Raw genomic sequence first — 14,426 nt, 5'->3', positions numbered from 1 at the left:
TAATTAGCTTTGCTCGCCATGACCAGCCTCTCCGCGGTCTGCCTCTGGCTCGACGCTCACGGGTCGTCCTGTCTGGAAGCCGCCGGCTTCCTCACCGGCGTCGTCAACGTGTGGCTGGTCACGCGCCAGAATATCTGGAGCTGGCCCATCGGTGTGGCGAACGCGCTGTTCTACATGGTCGTGTTCGCACGCACCGGGCTCTATTCGGATACGGGGCTGCAGGTCGTCTACTTCGTGCTGTCGCTGTACGGATGGTGGCATTGGTGGCGCGGCGGACCGCAACACGACACCTTGCCGGTGACACGCACCTCCCGTGGGCTGGCCGCGCTGCTGACGGCGATCGGGATTGCCACGTGGCTGCTGCTCTGGACGATCACCGCGCGTATTCCCGGCGCGGCGCTCGCGCACATCGACTCCGCTCTGGTCGCGGCCAGCCTCATTGCCCAGTGGATGATGACGCGCAAACTCGCCGAGAACTGGCTGGTGTGGATCATCGTCGACATGATCTACGTGGGTGTGTTCCTCAATCGGCATCTGCCGCTCACCGCCGTGCTGTATGGCGTGTTCTTCATTCTCGCCATCATGGGTCACGTCAGCTGGCGGCGCTCCTGGCGCGAGGCGCAGAGTCATGCACGGATGCCGAGGTCTACGCAGCCTCCGGATACTCCGGCATGACGTCCGCCGCGACGACGCCGACCCCTCTCCGCCGGGTGGTGATCACCGGTTCCGAAAGCGTCGGCAAGACCACACTCGGCGTGCAACTGGCTGCCCACTACGACGTATGGTGCGTACCGGAATACGTGCGTGAATTCACGCGCCTCAAGGGCGCCCCACCGGTGCTCGGCGACCGTGACGCGCTCGCCCAGGGTCAGGTACGGCTCGAAGACGAGTACATCGCCCGTTCGCGCGCCACCGGCAAATCGCTGCTGCTGCACGATACGGACCTCGTCAGCAATGTCGTCTACAGTCATCACTACTTCGGCGATTGTCCGCCGGCCATCGAAACGCTGGTGATGGCACGGCGCCCCGATCTCTATCTCCTGCTCGACATCGACGTGCCGTGGATTGCCGACGGGGTGCGCGACCGTGGCGATCAGCGGCCGGAGATGCAAACGCTGTTCGCGCGGACGCTCGACCGGCTCGCCATGCCGTATGTGGTCATTCGCGGAGACTGGAACCAGCGTCGGCAACGTGCCATGCACCACATCGACGCCCTGCTCGCGTCGACATCGTCAGCCCCCTCCACCACACCCGATCCATGAGCCAGCAACAGAGTTACGCCAACCACACCCAGTTCACGCCGATCTACCACTTCTTCACGAGCCCGGTCGCGCTCGTGTTTCTGATCTGGACGATCGTGCGGTTCGTGAAGAACCCCGGCGCGGACACGGGATACTTCCTGGTGGGAGCCCTGGCGCTCGCGGGTGTCGTGGCAGTCTCGCGCCTCTCGCCCTTGCGTGTGCAGGACCGTCTCATCCGTCTCGAGGAGCAGATACGATATCAGCGCGTGCTGTCGGCCGAACTGGCCGCGCGGGCCATAGCTTCGTTGCGTCCACGGCACTACATCGCCCTGCGGTTTGCCAGCGACGCGGAGCTTCCCGCACTGATCGAGCAGGTGCTGGCCAATCCGGCCATCACACCAAAGGAGATCAAGCAGCAGATCCGGAACTGGAAGGCGGACACATTCCGGGCGTGACGTGAGAGATCAGAGGTCAGAATTGAGACGGAGATAGGGAGCAGGGAGGAGGAGTCAGATGTCAGAAATCTGAGCACTTCGCTCGCAGGGTGGGTGCTGACGCGAGAGCTCGGCGTTTTGCGGGGCGCTTCGCGCCCCGAACCCTGCGGCGCCCGGGCGGCAAGCCCGTGGCGCGCACACCCCTCCCGACCGTCAGTGCTCAGACTTCTGATTTCGTTGTTGTCTGATTTCTCATTGTTCTATCTCCGTCTCAGTTCTGACCTACTGATCTCTCACCTCTGACCCCGTCTGAAAGTCTGACCTCTGACCGTTGGCCAACAGTTCCACCGGCAGCCCCCCATTGCTCGTGCGCAAAACCGACGCCATCGGGAAACGCAATTGTCCGAGCAGTGCCCGGTCGTTCGGCATGAGCATGGCCAGACGCCACCGCCGTCGGCCGGCACGTATCACATCGCCCAGGCGGGCGTAGAGCCCACGAAGGTCCACACCTTCACTCACCCGATGTCCGTAGGGCGGATTGGTGAGCACGAGACCGCGGTCACCGTACGAGGTCAGATCGGTCCCGGAAAGTGGACCGTGTTCGACCGTGATGTCGTTCGACACACCGGCCCGTGCGGCGTTGTCACGCGTGGCGACGATGGCGCCCGCATCCCGGTCCCGCAGAACGATCGGCACCGGAAGCGACGCACGTATCTGGGAGCGAGCCGCATCACGCACGGCTCGATACAGAGCGATGTCGGCATCCGGCCAGTGTTCCATGGCGAAGCGGCGCGACAGGCCGGGCGCGATGCGCCGCGCCCGCAACGCCGCTTCGATGCCGATCGTGCCCGATCCGCAGAACGGATCGACCAGCGGCATGTCGGCATCCCACCGCATCGCCGCCAGCATGGCCGCGGCCAGGGTTTCGCGCAGAGGTGCCTTGGCCACGGCCTGACGCCATCCGCGACGATGCAGCAGCGCACCGGAACTGTCGGCACTGATGGTGCAACGATCGCGTTCGAAGCGCACCACGATGAGCTGGGTCGAGTCGTCCGCAGCCCCCGTCTCATTCACCGTGGAGATCTCCGGGCGCGCCTCGTCTTCGTCATCGCGTGAGCCATTCACGATGCGCACGCCGGGCACCAACTTCACGATACCCCGGGCCACCCGTTCGGCCACGGCGTCGGAGTGATACAGCCGCGACTTCCGACAGGTCACCCGCAACTGCACCGACATGGCCGGCGTGATCACCCGGGCCCAGGCCACACGGGCCGCCTGTTTCTCCAGTGTCGCGAAGTCCCGCGCGTCGAACGCCGCCAGACGCACCAGCACGCGGCTCGCCAGACGCGACCAGCAGTTCAGCGTGAACAATTCACGCGCCGTCACCCGCAACGACACACCGGCCGGATCGATGTCGAGCGGCGTGATGCCGAGCGTGGTGCACTCGGCGGCGATCAGGGGCGCCAGTCCCGGCGCGGCGATCGCAAAAGCGTCGTATGTCGTATCAGGCGGCCTGTTGTTCACCCGTTTCACGAAGCCGACGACTGACGTACGGCGTGCGTGAACCCCGGGCGAGCAGGAGATGCCAGAACTCCTCCTCATCGAGAGGCGGCGAGAACAGGAAGCCCTGTCCCAGCTCACATCCCAGGGTGAGCAGATGCCCGCGCTGGGCCTCCGTCTCGATCCCCTCCGCCACGGTGTTCATCCGCAGCGTATCCCCGAGCGCCACGATCGCGCTGGCCAGCACCGGTCCTTCGCCTCCCTTGTCGATGACGTCCACGAACGCCTTGTCGATCTTCAGAATGTCGATCGGATAGCGTTGCAGATAGCTGAGGGAAGAATAGCCGGTGCCGAAGTCGTCGATGGCCAGCGATACGCCGAGTTCCTTGAGCGCCGTCAGGCGGATCATGGAGACCTCGGTGTTGTGCATGAGCATGCTCTCGGTGATTTCCAGAACGAGTTGCGCGGGATCGAGCCCCGTCTCTTCGAGCGCCTGCCGGACATCGTCGACGATGGCGGCGTCCTGCAGTTGACGGCCGGAGAGATTGACCGTGATGCGGGCCGGAATGCCGCGTTCGCGGGTCCACCGCTGCGCTTCCCGACAGGCCCGGCGCAGCACCCATCGCCCGATGGGCACGATGAGTCCCGTCACTTCGGCGATGGGAATGAACACACCAGGTGGCACGGTTCCGCGTTCACGACACAGCCAGCGCACCAGTGCTTCCGCGCCGATGATGTCGCCCGTTTCCAGCCGTACGATGGGCTGGAACTCCAGGAAGAATTCCTCGCGCTCGATGGCCCGGCGGAGGTCGGCCTCCACGACCAGACGTTCGACGGCGGCATCGTGCATCTCCTGTTCGAAGAGCACATGCTGACCCTTGCCCCGGGTCTTGGCCACGTACATGGCCACGTCGGCATTGCGTACGAGATCGTCGGACGATTCGCCCTGCGACGAGCGCGCGATGCCGATGGACGCGCTGACGAACACTTCCTTTCCGCCCAGCATGAACGGCCGCGACAGCGCCGTCCCGATGCGGGATGCCACGACGAGGACTTCCTCCACCGAGGCCGCATCTTCCACCAGCACGGCAAACTCATCGCCGCCCAGTCGCGCGATGAGATCGCTGGCCCGCACACACGACGCCAGACGGCGCGCCGCATCGACCAGCAGACGGTCCCCTGCCGCATGGCCGAGCGAGTCGTTGACGGTCTTGAAGTTGTCGAGATCGAGGAACAGCACGGTCACCGGCGAGTTCTTGCGCGCGCCGCGGGCCAGCGCATGCCCCACCTGATACAGGAAGAGCGACCGGTTCGCGAGATCGGTGAGCGGATCGTGAAATGCCTGGTGGATGTACTGCTGCTTGATCATGCTCTGTTCGGTGACATCACGCGAATTGAGCACGAGACCACGCACCACCGGTTCCCGCAGCAGGTTGGTGCCGACGTTGTCCACGGTCATCCAACTCCCATCGGCATGCACCAGGCGCCACTCGCGCTTGAGCACCCCGGGGGACCCCGCCCCCGTTCGGATACCGGAGCGCGCGAGTTCCTCGAGAAACTGCGCCGCACCCTGCTGATCTTCCATGTGCAGCAGCGTGAGCAGATTGAGGCCGACGATGCGCGACGGCTCATGCCCGAACACGGTGGACATGGACGGGCTGGCATACCGCAGCGTCCCGTCGGGGTCGACGATCATGATGACGTCGCTCGAATGCTGCACCAGCGCCCGGAACCGCGCTTCGCTGTCACGTGCCGTTGCCTCGGCCAGGGCGCTCACCGCTTCCCGCGACGCCGCGAACTGCCGGGCAAACGCCAGCACGGTCAGCGTGGCCGCTCCCAACACGAGCCCGAGCAGCGGCTGCCGCCCTTCCTCGAAAGCCAGACGCAGCAACAGCACGAAGCCCGGCAGCACCAGCACGTAGGGCAGGATGCTCACCGAACGGCCATCCCGATCGCGTGATGCCCGCACATCGCGACGCAACACCGTGGCGGCGCTCATCCAGCCGGCGATGGCCAGCAACAGTCCGGCCGTCGGACGGATCACGTACATCACATCCGGGATCTTCTGACCGGCATACATCTCCCCGATCGATGCGACGTGCCCCAGGAACCGTATCAGCAGCGCGGCTCCGATGAGCACCAGAATGTTCGCGCGTGGAATCAGGGCGGTCCGTCGCCAGAGAATCGAGGCCACGAGTACCAGCACCAGATCGAAGACCGCCAGCACATGCAGCAGCTGGAACGACAGCCGCACCATCCGGTCGCCCGGCAGATGCGTCGTGGCCAGATCGTACCACGCGACCAGCAGACCGCCCACAATCACGGTCGCGATATCCAGCCAGAGTTTGGTCTTGTCGACGGGGGTATGTGGCGCGCTGGGCAACTGCAGCAGCGCGGTCAGCATCAGCAGCGGGCCACTCAGGGTCACCCCGAAACGGATGGCCAGGTCGATGCCGATCCAGGGCAGCGTCGGCATGAAACGCAGACAGGGCGTGATCGCCACGAGCACCAGCACGACGATCAGCCGGCGCCAGAACCGGCGGCTGCCAAGATCGAGTGAGAGTTCGCGGCTTGCACGCCATGCGAACACGAGCGCGACTCCCACCACCGGAAACGGAGCAAGAATACGGGCGGCGCCCAGAACGCTGAACAACTCGATGTCGCGGCCATGCAATGCCGCGAGCCACACCGTCGCCACGATCGCATAGATCGCCGCGGACATGATGGCATGGCGTTCCCAGCGCGCACTGTGCAATCCCCCCGGCACCGCGGCATACCCGCGCGCCGGGGTCGGACGATCAGACTGTGCAGGGAGTTCGATGCGACGCGATTCCGCGCCGGTCACTGGTGGCATGAACAGAACGACGGTTGAGTTGCACAGCAGGACGCACGGGCTTCCGCGCGGGCTCCTGCACGAGCCTCCCCCACGGACCTCTGGAGAGGACGATCACCCGCCGCCACCGTCACACCGCCGGCCTTTATGACACGGAGCCGGACACCGATCGGGCCGAAGAGCGTCGCTGGATGCGCCAGACCACCCGGAATGCGAGGAGGATGGCGATCATCGTACCATAGAAGATCGGCTGGGCAATGTCCTTCTTGACTGCCCACACGTAGTGGAAGCCGGCGGCAATGACCGACACGTAGACCAGCGCGTGCAACCGGTTCCAGCGGGCCCCGCCCAGCCGGCGGATCGACGCCTTCGTGGACGTGAGCGCGAGCGGGATCATGAGCACGAACGCCAGCATGCCCAGGGTGATGTACAGATGCTCGGCGATGTCCTTCCAGATCTCGTGCCAGTCGAAAAACCAGTCCAGCACCGTGTACACGGACAGATGGGCCATGGCCCAGAAGAAGGCGGCGAGTCCGAGGAACCGGCGCTCCGCCACCAGCCACCCCCAGCCGGTGAGACGCATCAGGGGCGTCACGGCCAGGGAGGCTATGAGAAACCGCAGCGCCCAGAGTCCCGAGAGCCGTTCCAGTTTGTCGATCGGATCGGCGCCAAGCTGGCCGAGCAACAACTGCGCGACCAGCATGGGCGCCGGGAAGATCACCAGCACCCAGAGCGCCGGCCGCACCCACCGTCGCATGTTCAATAGAACTTCCGCAGATCCATCCCCGCGTACATCGAGGCCACCTGGTCGGCGTACCCATTGAACATGAGCGTGTTGCGACGCAGGAACTCCCCGATGCGCCGCTCCTTGGCCTGACTCCAGCGCGGATGATCCACCGTGGGATTCACGTTCGCGTAGAAGCCGTATTCGCTCGAATTGGCGTCGTTCCAGGTGGTGTTCGGCATGCGATCGGTGAAGCGGATCTTCACGATGCTCTTGATGCCTTTGAAGCCGTACTTCCACGGCGTCACGAGCCGCAGGGGCGCACCGTTCTGATTCGGCAGCGCTTTGCCGTACATGCCCGTGGCGAGCAACGTGAGCGCGTTCGTGGCCTCGTCCATGCGCAGTCCTTCCTTGTACGGCCACGGCAGCACCGCGCGGCGCTGTCCGGGCATGCGTTTGGGGTCGTACAGCGTGGTGAATTCCACGAACTTCGCACTGGGCAGCGGCTCCAACCGCGCAATGACATCCTTGAGCGGCACGCCCTGCCACGGAATCACCATCGACCACGCTTCGACACACCGCATGCGATACACCCGATCCTGCACGGGCAGCTTGCTCAGCAGGTCGTCGAATGCATATGCACGCGGCGTCTTCACCAGTCCTTCGACGTTCACGGTCCACGGTTTCGGCTGGAAGTCCTTGGCCTGCTCTTTCGGATCTTCCTTGTCGGTGCCGAACTCGTAGAAGTTGTTGTAACTCGTCGCGTCGTTTTCCGGCGTGATCTTGTCCTCCTGCACCTCCCCGTGCCGCGCCAGACCCCGCGCGATCGAGGGCGCGGCCAGACCACCCAGGGCCAACGCCCCCGCCGTGCCGATGAAGGCGCGGCGATTCTGGTAGAGCCCCTCGGGGGTGATTTCCGAAGAGGGGATGTCGTCGGGCTTGCGGATGAGCATGGCCGGTTTGGTGAAAGAATCGGACGGAGATCTACATTCTACATATTCGGACGCACAGGGAGGGGTTCCCGTTCGGGGTGCGCGGGCCGCGCGGTTCAGGGTCTCGGGTTCGGGGTTGGGAGGGGAACCACAGGGTGGCGGGTCTCAAGGACGTGGGTTCGGGGATGACCTGCCGGGTTGTGGGACTCGAGTCCCTGGTCGCGAGACCCGTTACCGGGCCGTTCCACCCCGAACCCACCCCCCTCGATACCCACAACCGCGAATCCCCCCACCGCCCCCGGTCCCGTCCCCATTACCTTGCACCCCATGTCCGACGAGGCCGACCTCCCGCCCCCACTCGCCAGAACACTGCGTCAGTTCCGCCTCCTCGGGCGCGAGGACAAGATGCAGGCGCTGCTCGCGTGGTCGAAGAAGCTCGAACCCCTCCCTGAACGCTTCGCGGTGCTCGATCGGGCCGCGTTCACCGTCCCCGAGTGTCAGACGCGGGTGGACATCTTCCCCGAGCGGCAGGCGGACGGCACGATGCACTTCCATGCCGACGTCAACGCCCGACAGTCGCCCACCGTGGCGGCGGTGCTGGCCATCACTTTCGCCGCGGTGAACGACCAGCCCCCGTCGGTCACGCTGGCGCTGCCGCCCGACTTCGTTCGCCTGCTCATGACCGACATCGGACTGGGCGCGCGCGAGGCAGGCCTGTCGGCCATGGTGGCCCGACTCAAGCGATACGCCGCCGAAAGCGGCTGACCCCCGGAGCACTTCGACGATGGCAGGAACGCTTCTCAACTGGTGGGCATGGACGGGAACGGTGCTGAGCGTGATCATCGGGACGCCCATCGTGGCGCTCGTGTACGCCTGTACCGCACCCTTCGACAAGGGACGTTACGCGGCCGGCCGGGCGTTCCGCCTCGTGGCCGTGTTCGCCACGCGCATCAACGGCCTGTGGAACTTCCACACGCGCGGCCGCATTGCGGATCCCCGTCGGCCGTATGTGGTGGTGGCCAACCACGAGTCGTACGCGGATGTGTTTCTCATCAGCTGCTTCCCCTGGGAGATGAAGTGGTTGAGCAAGGACACGATGTTCAAGATCCCCTGCATGGGCTGGATGATGCAGATGGCCGGCGACATCAAACTCGTGCGCGGCAATCGCGACTCCACGCTCGATGCCATCGCGCAGTGCCGTGACCGACTCGCCAAGCGGGTGAGCGTGATGATCTTCCCCGAAGGCACTCGCTCCCGCACTTCGGAGATGCTGCCATTCAAGGATGGGGCCTTCCGACTGGCCATCGAAAGCGGCGCGCCCATTCTGCCCATCGCGGTGGCCGGCACACGCAACGCGATGGCCAAAGGCACGTTCCGCTTCCTGCGCGCCAGAGCCCTCGCCGAGGTGCTCGAACCGATCGAAACCCACGGAATGACCATGGCCGACATCGGCAGGCTCAAAGCCTTGACGCGGGAGCGGATCGAGGCCGGACGACGCAAGCTCGCCGCGGAACTCGGTATCCGTCTGCACGACGTCGAAAACGCCGTGGCGTGATGACCGCGCCCCGCACCGAAGCCGATCTCGAGGCCCGGCTCTCCGAGCCGGACGCCGCCACGATGGAAGCGCTCGCGGCGCTCGAGGGGGACGTGATCGTGCTGGGAGCGGGAGGCAAGATGGGGCCGTCGCTCGTGCGGATGGTGCGGCGCGCCACCCTCGACACCGGGCGGCGCATTCTCGCGGTGTCGCGCTTCAGCGACCCTGCGGTGGCGTCGGCCCTCGAATCGGCCGGCGTGAGCGTGTTGCGAGCCGACCTGGCCGATCCCGCCGCGGTGGCGTCGTTGCCCGTCGTACCCAATGTGCTCTGGCTGGCCGGTCAGAAATTCGGCACGAGCGGCGATCCGGTGGGCACCTGGACGCAGAACGTCGTGGCCTCCACGCACGCCGCGGAGCGATTTGCCGGTGCGCGCATCGTGTGTTTCAGCACCGGCAATGTGTACGGGCGTGTGGCGCTGACATCGGGAGGATCGCGCGAGAGCGACCCGCTGAGTCCCGACGGTGAATATGCCGCCTCGTGCATCGGGCGCGAACGCGTGTTCGAAAGTGTGGCCCGTCGCACCGGTTCGCCGCTGCTGTTGTACCGTCTCTTTTACGCCAACGATCTGCGCTATGGCGTGGTGACCGAGATCGCGCGCCAGGTGCTGAACGGAGAGCCCGTCGCCCTGGACACCGGCCACGTGAATGTCATCTGGCAGGGCGACGCCAATCGTCTGGCTCTCCGCGCACTGACGGTGGCGGACACGCCGGCCGTGGCGCTCAATGTGACTGGCGCGATCGTCCCGGTGCGGGAGATCGCCGAACGGGTGGCCCGGTACGCGGGTGTCACGCCGCATTTCGCCGGTGAAGCGGGCACCGATGCACTCGTCGGCAACGTGGACGCTCTCGGGCAGCGGTTGCCACACACACCGTTGCCGCTCGACACGCTCTGTGCCTGGACCGTGGACTGGATCCGCGCCGGAGGTCGTCTGCTGGCCAAACCCACGAAATTCGAGGTGCGGGATGGGCGTTTCTGACGGCTGCGGGGAGACGGGTCCATGTCGATGAACGATTCGCCGAATGAGCCGCAGAGCGATTCGCAGAGCAATTCGCAGAGCAATTCGTTGAGCGATCCATCGAGCGGGTTCAACGTGCGCCGTCATCTGCAATACGGCCACGTCATCCCGGCGCATCCGCTCGCCCTCACGCCATCACGCACACTCGACGAACGTCATCAGCGCGCGCTCACCCGCTACTATGTGGCGGCCGGCGCCGGTGGCATCGCGGTTGGCGTGCACACCACCGGATTCCCCATTCACGATGCCAAGATCGGTCTGTACCGACCGGTGCTGGAGCTGGCCGCGGAAACCGTCGCGACATCGCTGACGGCCGATCCCCGTCCGTTCGTGAAAGTCGCGGGCCTCATCGGCGATACCGCACAGGCGTTGCGTGAAGCCCGGATCGCGCTCGCACTCGGTTACCACTGCGGGCTGCTCTCCCTGGGAGCGTGGCGCGATGCCACCGATGCGGACATCCTCGCGCACTGCCGGCGTGTGGCCGAGGCCATTCCCTTGTTCGGGTTCTATCTGCAGCCGGCGGTTGGCGGGCGTCGACTGAGTCATGCGTTCTGGCGCGAATTCGCCGAGATCGCGAATGTCGTGGCCATCAAAGTCGCACCGTTCGATCGGTATGCCACGCTCGACGTGGTGCGCGCACTCGCCGACGCGGGGCGCGACGACATCGCGCTCTATACGGGTAACGACGATGCCATCGTTCCCGATCTCGTCACCGACATCCCCGTCACGAGTGGTGGACGGGCGTACACCCGTCACTTCGTGGGTGGCCTGCTCGGCCAGTGGGCCGTATGGACCTCGAAGGCGGTGACGATGCTGCAGGCGTTCCAAGCATGGCGTGCCGGTGGCAGCACCTCGTTGCCGGCCTCATGGCTCACGCGCGGCGCGGCGCTGACGATGGCCAATGCCGCGATCTTCGACGCCGCCAACGGGTATCGCGGCTGTCTGCCCGGCATTCTCGACGTGTTGCGACGGCAGGGACTGGTGCGTGGCACCTGGACGTTCGACACACACGAACAGCTTTCCCCGGGGCAGGCCGACATGCTCGCCCGACTACCGGTACTGTATCCGGAGCTCGTCGACGATGATTTCGTGGACGCGCATCGGGACACGTGGCTGCGCTGAGGTACTGACCGGCGTACCCACCGACGACATGCCCCGCTGGGCGGCGCGGCCGGCGTCGGTGCGCACCGTCAGCGCGTCCAGATCACGATGGCCCCGCACCCCATGGCACTCGCAGCAGCGTACTGTGGAGGAATCCCTCCCAACGAAGCATAGACCTCGATTCCCAGGATCTGCTCGACGGGAGCGGCGGCGGTGAGATCCGTATAGGGATAGAGGACATCATCGGCGGGCCGCGGCCCGTCCACCGGAAACTGCAGCCCATCGAGGAAGAATGCCGGTATGCAGTGCCTGCCTTTATCCAGGCTCCGCATCACCGGCATGCCCATGAACAACCCTCCATCGATGCGGATGCCACGCATCGTCATCAAGGCCGCATTCAGATCGAGCGCGGAGTGCCGTTTGATGTCCTCCTGGGTCAGAAACGCGCCCAATCCCATGCGGCGTCGATCGGCAAACCCCGATGCCATGAAAGCCAAGCGCCCGGTCTCGACGGTCTTCACGGCCGCCAGCGCCTGCGGTGCCGGGTCGAGGATGAAGTTGTGGACGCGAACACCACCGGTGGGAAAATCGAAGCTCTCCTGCCTGGGCGCTGAACCAATGGCGCGCACATCGAGGGTGCGCGTCCCCGCGGCGATGCCGTCGAGCTGATACACACCTTTGTCGTCGGCTGCGACCCGTTCCCACCACACCGACAATGGCCTGGGTGGCCGGCGTGCCATCGGCCCGCGTGATCCGGCCCCGTATCGCGGCCGTGCCACGTACCTCGTCGCCTGGAATCACCGTGTCCGCAACGCTGACATGACGCGCCGCTGTGTCCCGACGACTGAAAGCCACGTCGGCGCGTCCCAGCAGGCGATCGTCGAGGGAAAGGCGCGCCGGACCCGCCAGCATGCCCTCATAGCGGGCCCGCACCAGCAGCGGCACCTGTGTGGGCACATTGCACAACACGAACAGCCCCCCGGCGCGACTCCGGTCGGCGACTGCCATGACCTTGGGCGTCGACCGTCCACCGGTCACCACGTACTCCACCCACTCCGTAGCAACCACGGCGCCCTCCAGCGGGACATCGCTGTCGATATCGCGCACCCGTCCCACCACCACGCCGCCATCGTCTTCGCGTGCCCCGCTGCAGAGCAGCGCGTAGAGACGTTCCGCCGGCGGAATGCTCATCGCCACGCGGACATTCCGCGCATCCACATCCACCGTCATGGACGGCAATTGCAGATCGAGGGAGTCCAGCACCGGATGCAGGAGACCGAGTGTCGCCCGGCCCGAGGGCACACTGTCGAAGTGGAATCGGCCGCGCGCATCGGCCGTCGTATACCGGTTCTGTTCGAGCAGAACCACCACGGCACCCGACAGCGGTGCGGGGCCGCGCAGCGAATCCGTCACGGTGCCCTGAATACGCGACTGCGCATGGACCACCAGCGGCGCGATGCATGCCGCGACACCCAACGCGGTCAGTGATGTGCGAAACCCACTCATGAGAACCTCACCGTAGAGCCTCACCGCGTCCAGATCACGATCGAACCACACCCGCCCAGTGCCGTGTCGTCGAACTGCAGCGGAATCCCCCCGGGATTGGGATAGACCTCGATGGCCTTGATGCTCTGCACCGGCACCATGCCCACGAAGTCCGTGTAGGGATACTTCGCGTTCCCTTTGGGATCCGGACTCGGCGAGTCCACCATGATGCGCACCCCATCCAGGAAGAACGCGGGAATACAGCGCCCGCCACGCATGCCGCGCAGATACGGCATCATACCCGGCAGACCCCGCATCATGTCCGCCTCCACACTCACCCCGCGCATGCGCAGGAGCAGCGTGTTCAGATCCAGTGATTCGTGACGCTTGATCTCCTCTTCGGTCGCGAACGCGCCGAATCCCATGCGCTGCCGTTCGACAAACCCCGACGCTTCGAAACCGGACCCGCGATAGGTCCGGGGCGCCGTGGTGGTCACCGTGTGGAGCGTTTGTGGAGGGGGAAGCAGCACGAATGTGGTATCCCGCACCCCGTCGCTGGCAAAATCGAACACCTGCAGCAGTGGCGCGCCGCCAACCGCCCGCACGTCGATGGAGCGCGTTCCCGCGGCCACTCCGTCCAGCGTGAATCGTCCATCGACGTCCGTGCGCGTGAGACGTCCGCTGCCCGGCACACCGATCGTCGCATCCGACACCGGTGTGCCATTCGGTCGGACGACACGCCCCCGCAGTGTGGCCGTCCCCCGAACGACGTGGTCCGCCACGACCGAATCGGAGACGACCATGTAGCGGGCGGCCGTATCCCGGCGGCTCAACGCCAGTTCCGTGTGCCCGACCAGCCGATCGTCGAGGGAGAGCTGCGCCGGACCCGCCAGCGCCCCATCGCGCCGCGCCCGCACCGCGAGCGGCACGTCGATCGGCACGTTGCACAACACAAAGATCCCCGAGGCATTCGTGCGCGCCGCCGTGGCCATCACCTTCGGCGTGGACCGGCCTTCGACCAGTGTGAATTCGATCCACTGCGTGGCCACCACGGCGTCCGCGATGGGCGTGCCATCGTCCACATCACGGACCCGGCCCACCACCACGCCGCCATCGGGGTCGCGCACATCGGTGCACAACTGCGAATAGAGCCGGAGCGCCGGCGGCACCACCAGTGCGGTCTTCGTCACCTGCCCGTTCGTGGTTTCCAGCGACAACGGCGGGAGCTGCAGATCCAGCGAATCGAGCAACGGGTGCAGAAAGCCGAGTGAGACACGTCCCGTCGGCACGTTGTCGAACCGGAAACGGCCACGCGCATCGCTCCGGGCGTACCGGTTCTGCTCGACGAGCACCACCATCGCCCCGGCCATCGGTGAACGACTGCGCAGGGAATCGAGCACGGTGCCTTCGATACTCGCCTGCGCGCGGGCGGTGGACGATGTCATCGATGCCCACAGCAGGGCCATTCCGACGGCGGTCTTTCGGAGGGCCGGACGCCGGAAGGCGTGCACCCGGATGGCGTTCCCGAATGGTCCAACGGTTGCGACGACTGCACCCATGGAGCAC

14 protein-coding genes are annotated in these 14,426 nt (G+C 65.7%); 8 read left to right on the top strand and 6 right to left on the bottom strand.

What is annotated here, in order from left to right; all coding sequences use genetic code 11:
- Positions 1-18: 18 nt before the first annotated feature.
- The 3 genes from pnuC to WG208_RS14310 are packed head-to-tail and all read left to right on the top strand — an operon-like array spanning position 19 to position 1,696.
- Positions 19-675 carry a nicotinamide riboside transporter PnuC gene (gene pnuC / locus WG208_RS14320; protein ID WP_337172059.1) on the top strand — a complete coding sequence of 219 codons (657 nt, stop codon included), beginning with the start codon at positions 19-21 and terminating at the stop codon, positions 673-675.
- Positions 672-1,262: an ATP-binding protein gene (locus WG208_RS14315; protein ID WP_337172058.1), complete on the top strand. Its 591-nt coding sequence runs from the start codon at positions 672-674 to the stop codon at positions 1,260-1,262. Before pnuC ends, WG208_RS14315 begins: the two co-directional genes overlap by 4 nt.
- Positions 1,259-1,696 (top strand): DUF6526 family protein, encoded by a 438-nt coding sequence (locus tag WG208_RS14310; protein WP_337172057.1) that lies wholly within the window; start codon positions 1,259-1,261, stop codon positions 1,694-1,696. The genes WG208_RS14315 and WG208_RS14310 overlap by 4 nt, the downstream gene beginning before the upstream one ends.
- Positions 1,697-1,957: 261 nt before the next feature.
- Here WG208_RS14310 and WG208_RS14305 read toward each other — a convergent pair whose 3' ends face one another.
- From WG208_RS14305 to msrP, 4 genes are all read right to left on the bottom strand, one after another.
- Positions 1,958-3,199 carry a hypothetical protein gene (locus WG208_RS14305; RefSeq protein ID WP_337172056.1) on the bottom strand — a complete coding sequence of 414 codons (1,242 nt, stop codon included), beginning with the start codon at positions 3,197-3,199 and terminating at the stop codon, positions 1,958-1,960.
- Positions 3,180-6,029, bottom strand: coding sequence for an EAL domain-containing protein (locus WG208_RS14300; RefSeq protein ID WP_337172055.1), 2,850 nt, complete (start codon positions 6,027-6,029; stop codon positions 3,180-3,182). Before WG208_RS14300 ends, WG208_RS14305 begins: the two co-directional genes overlap by 20 nt.
- 124 nt (positions 6,030-6,153) lie before the next feature.
- Positions 6,154-6,765 carry a protein-methionine-sulfoxide reductase heme-binding subunit MsrQ gene (locus WG208_RS14295; protein ID WP_337172054.1) on the bottom strand — a complete coding sequence of 204 codons (612 nt, stop codon included), beginning with the start codon at positions 6,763-6,765 and terminating at the stop codon, positions 6,154-6,156.
- A gap of 2 nt (positions 6,766-6,767) precedes the next feature.
- Positions 6,768-7,685 (bottom strand): protein-methionine-sulfoxide reductase catalytic subunit MsrP, encoded by a 918-nt coding sequence (msrP, locus tag WG208_RS14290; RefSeq protein ID WP_337172053.1) that lies wholly within the window; start codon positions 7,683-7,685, stop codon positions 6,768-6,770.
- A gap of 306 nt (positions 7,686-7,991) precedes the next feature.
- Here msrP and WG208_RS14285 point away from each other — a divergent pair, with 306 nt between their 5' ends.
- Genes WG208_RS14285 through WG208_RS14270 form a run of 4 tightly spaced genes read left to right on the top strand, consistent with a single transcriptional unit; the run spans position 7,992 to position 11,396 of the window.
- The gene (locus WG208_RS14285; protein ID WP_337172052.1) at positions 7,992-8,429 is read left to right on the top strand and encodes a SufE family protein; all 438 of its coding nucleotides are present in this window, start codon (positions 7,992-7,994) and stop codon (positions 8,427-8,429) included.
- 19 nt (positions 8,430-8,448) lie between these two features.
- Complete coding sequence (locus WG208_RS14280; protein ID WP_337172051.1) at positions 8,449-9,219, top strand: lysophospholipid acyltransferase family protein; 771 nt, start codon at positions 8,449-8,451, stop codon at positions 9,217-9,219.
- On the top strand, positions 9,219-10,235 hold the full coding sequence (locus WG208_RS14275; protein WP_337172050.1) for an NAD(P)-dependent oxidoreductase: 1,017 nt from the start codon (positions 9,219-9,221) through the stop codon (positions 10,233-10,235). The genes WG208_RS14280 and WG208_RS14275 overlap by 1 nt, the downstream gene beginning before the upstream one ends.
- Before the next feature lie 27 nt (positions 10,236-10,262).
- Complete coding sequence (locus WG208_RS14270; RefSeq protein ID WP_345787004.1) at positions 10,263-11,396, top strand: dihydrodipicolinate synthase family protein; 1,134 nt, start codon at positions 10,263-10,265, stop codon at positions 11,394-11,396.
- Positions 11,397-11,464: 68 nt separating this feature from the next.
- Here WG208_RS14270 and WG208_RS14265 read toward each other — a convergent pair whose 3' ends face one another.
- On the bottom strand, positions 11,465-12,115 hold the full coding sequence (locus tag WG208_RS14265) for a hypothetical protein (RefSeq protein ID WP_337172048.1): 651 nt from the start codon (positions 12,113-12,115) through the stop codon (positions 11,465-11,467).
- A 266-nt stretch (positions 12,116-12,381) separates the two neighbouring features.
- On the opposite strand from WG208_RS14265, the gene WG208_RS14260 reads away from it, so the two are divergent.
- Positions 12,382-12,540: a hypothetical protein gene (locus tag WG208_RS14260; RefSeq protein WP_337172047.1), complete on the top strand. Its 159-nt coding sequence runs from the start codon at positions 12,382-12,384 to the stop codon at positions 12,538-12,540.
- 361 nt (positions 12,541-12,901) lie between these two features.
- On the opposite strand, the gene WG208_RS14255 is transcribed toward WG208_RS14260, so the two are convergent.
- Positions 12,902-14,419, bottom strand: coding sequence for a carboxypeptidase regulatory-like domain-containing protein (locus tag WG208_RS14255; RefSeq protein ID WP_337172046.1), 1,518 nt, complete (start codon positions 14,417-14,419; stop codon positions 12,902-12,904).
- Between the last annotated feature and the right edge of the window lie 7 nt (positions 14,420-14,426).

It is taken from the genome of Gemmatimonas aurantiaca, assembly GCF_037190085.1.
Taxonomy (GTDB): domain Bacteria; phylum Gemmatimonadota; class Gemmatimonadetes; order Gemmatimonadales; family Gemmatimonadaceae; genus Gemmatimonas; species Gemmatimonas aurantiaca_A.
Note: the sequence above shows the minus strand (reverse complement) of the source record. Positions and strands in the feature narration are given on the sequence as shown.

Bases quoted from the DNA above. Each gene is read 5' to 3' on its own strand.
- WG208_RS14300 (WP_337172055.1), bottom strand. From the start codon at position 6,029: ATGCCACCAGTGACCGGCGCGGAATCGCGTCGCATCGAACTCCCTGCA.
- WG208_RS14265 (WP_337172048.1), bottom strand. From the start codon at position 12,115: ATGGCACGCCGGCCACCCAGGCCATTGTCGGTGTGGTGGGAACGGGTC.
- WG208_RS14275 (WP_337172050.1), top strand. From the start codon at position 9,219: ATGACCGCGCCCCGCACCGAAGCCGATCTCGAGGCCCGGCTCTCCGAG.
- WG208_RS14285 (WP_337172052.1), top strand. From the start codon at position 7,992: ATGTCCGACGAGGCCGACCTCCCGCCCCCACTCGCCAGAACACTGCGT.
- pnuC (WP_337172059.1), top strand. From the start codon at position 19: ATGACCAGCCTCTCCGCGGTCTGCCTCTGGCTCGACGCTCACGGGTCG.
- WG208_RS14270 (WP_345787004.1), top strand. From the start codon at position 10,263: ATGAACGATTCGCCGAATGAGCCGCAGAGCGATTCGCAGAGCAATTCG.
- WG208_RS14310 (WP_337172057.1), top strand. From the start codon at position 1,259: ATGAGCCAGCAACAGAGTTACGCCAACCACACCCAGTTCACGCCGATC.
- WG208_RS14255 (WP_337172046.1), bottom strand. From the start codon at position 14,419: ATGGGTGCAGTCGTCGCAACCGTTGGACCATTCGGGAACGCCATCCGG.
- WG208_RS14280 (WP_337172051.1), top strand. From the start codon at position 8,449: ATGGCAGGAACGCTTCTCAACTGGTGGGCATGGACGGGAACGGTGCTG.
- WG208_RS14315 (WP_337172058.1), top strand. From the start codon at position 672: ATGACGTCCGCCGCGACGACGCCGACCCCTCTCCGCCGGGTGGTGATC.
- msrP (WP_337172053.1), bottom strand. From the start codon at position 7,685: ATGCTCATCCGCAAGCCCGACGACATCCCCTCTTCGGAAATCACCCCC.
- WG208_RS14260 (WP_337172047.1), top strand. From the start codon at position 12,382: ATGACCTTGGGCGTCGACCGTCCACCGGTCACCACGTACTCCACCCAC.
- WG208_RS14295 (WP_337172054.1), bottom strand. From the start codon at position 6,765: ATGCGACGGTGGGTGCGGCCGGCGCTCTGGGTGCTGGTGATCTTCCCG.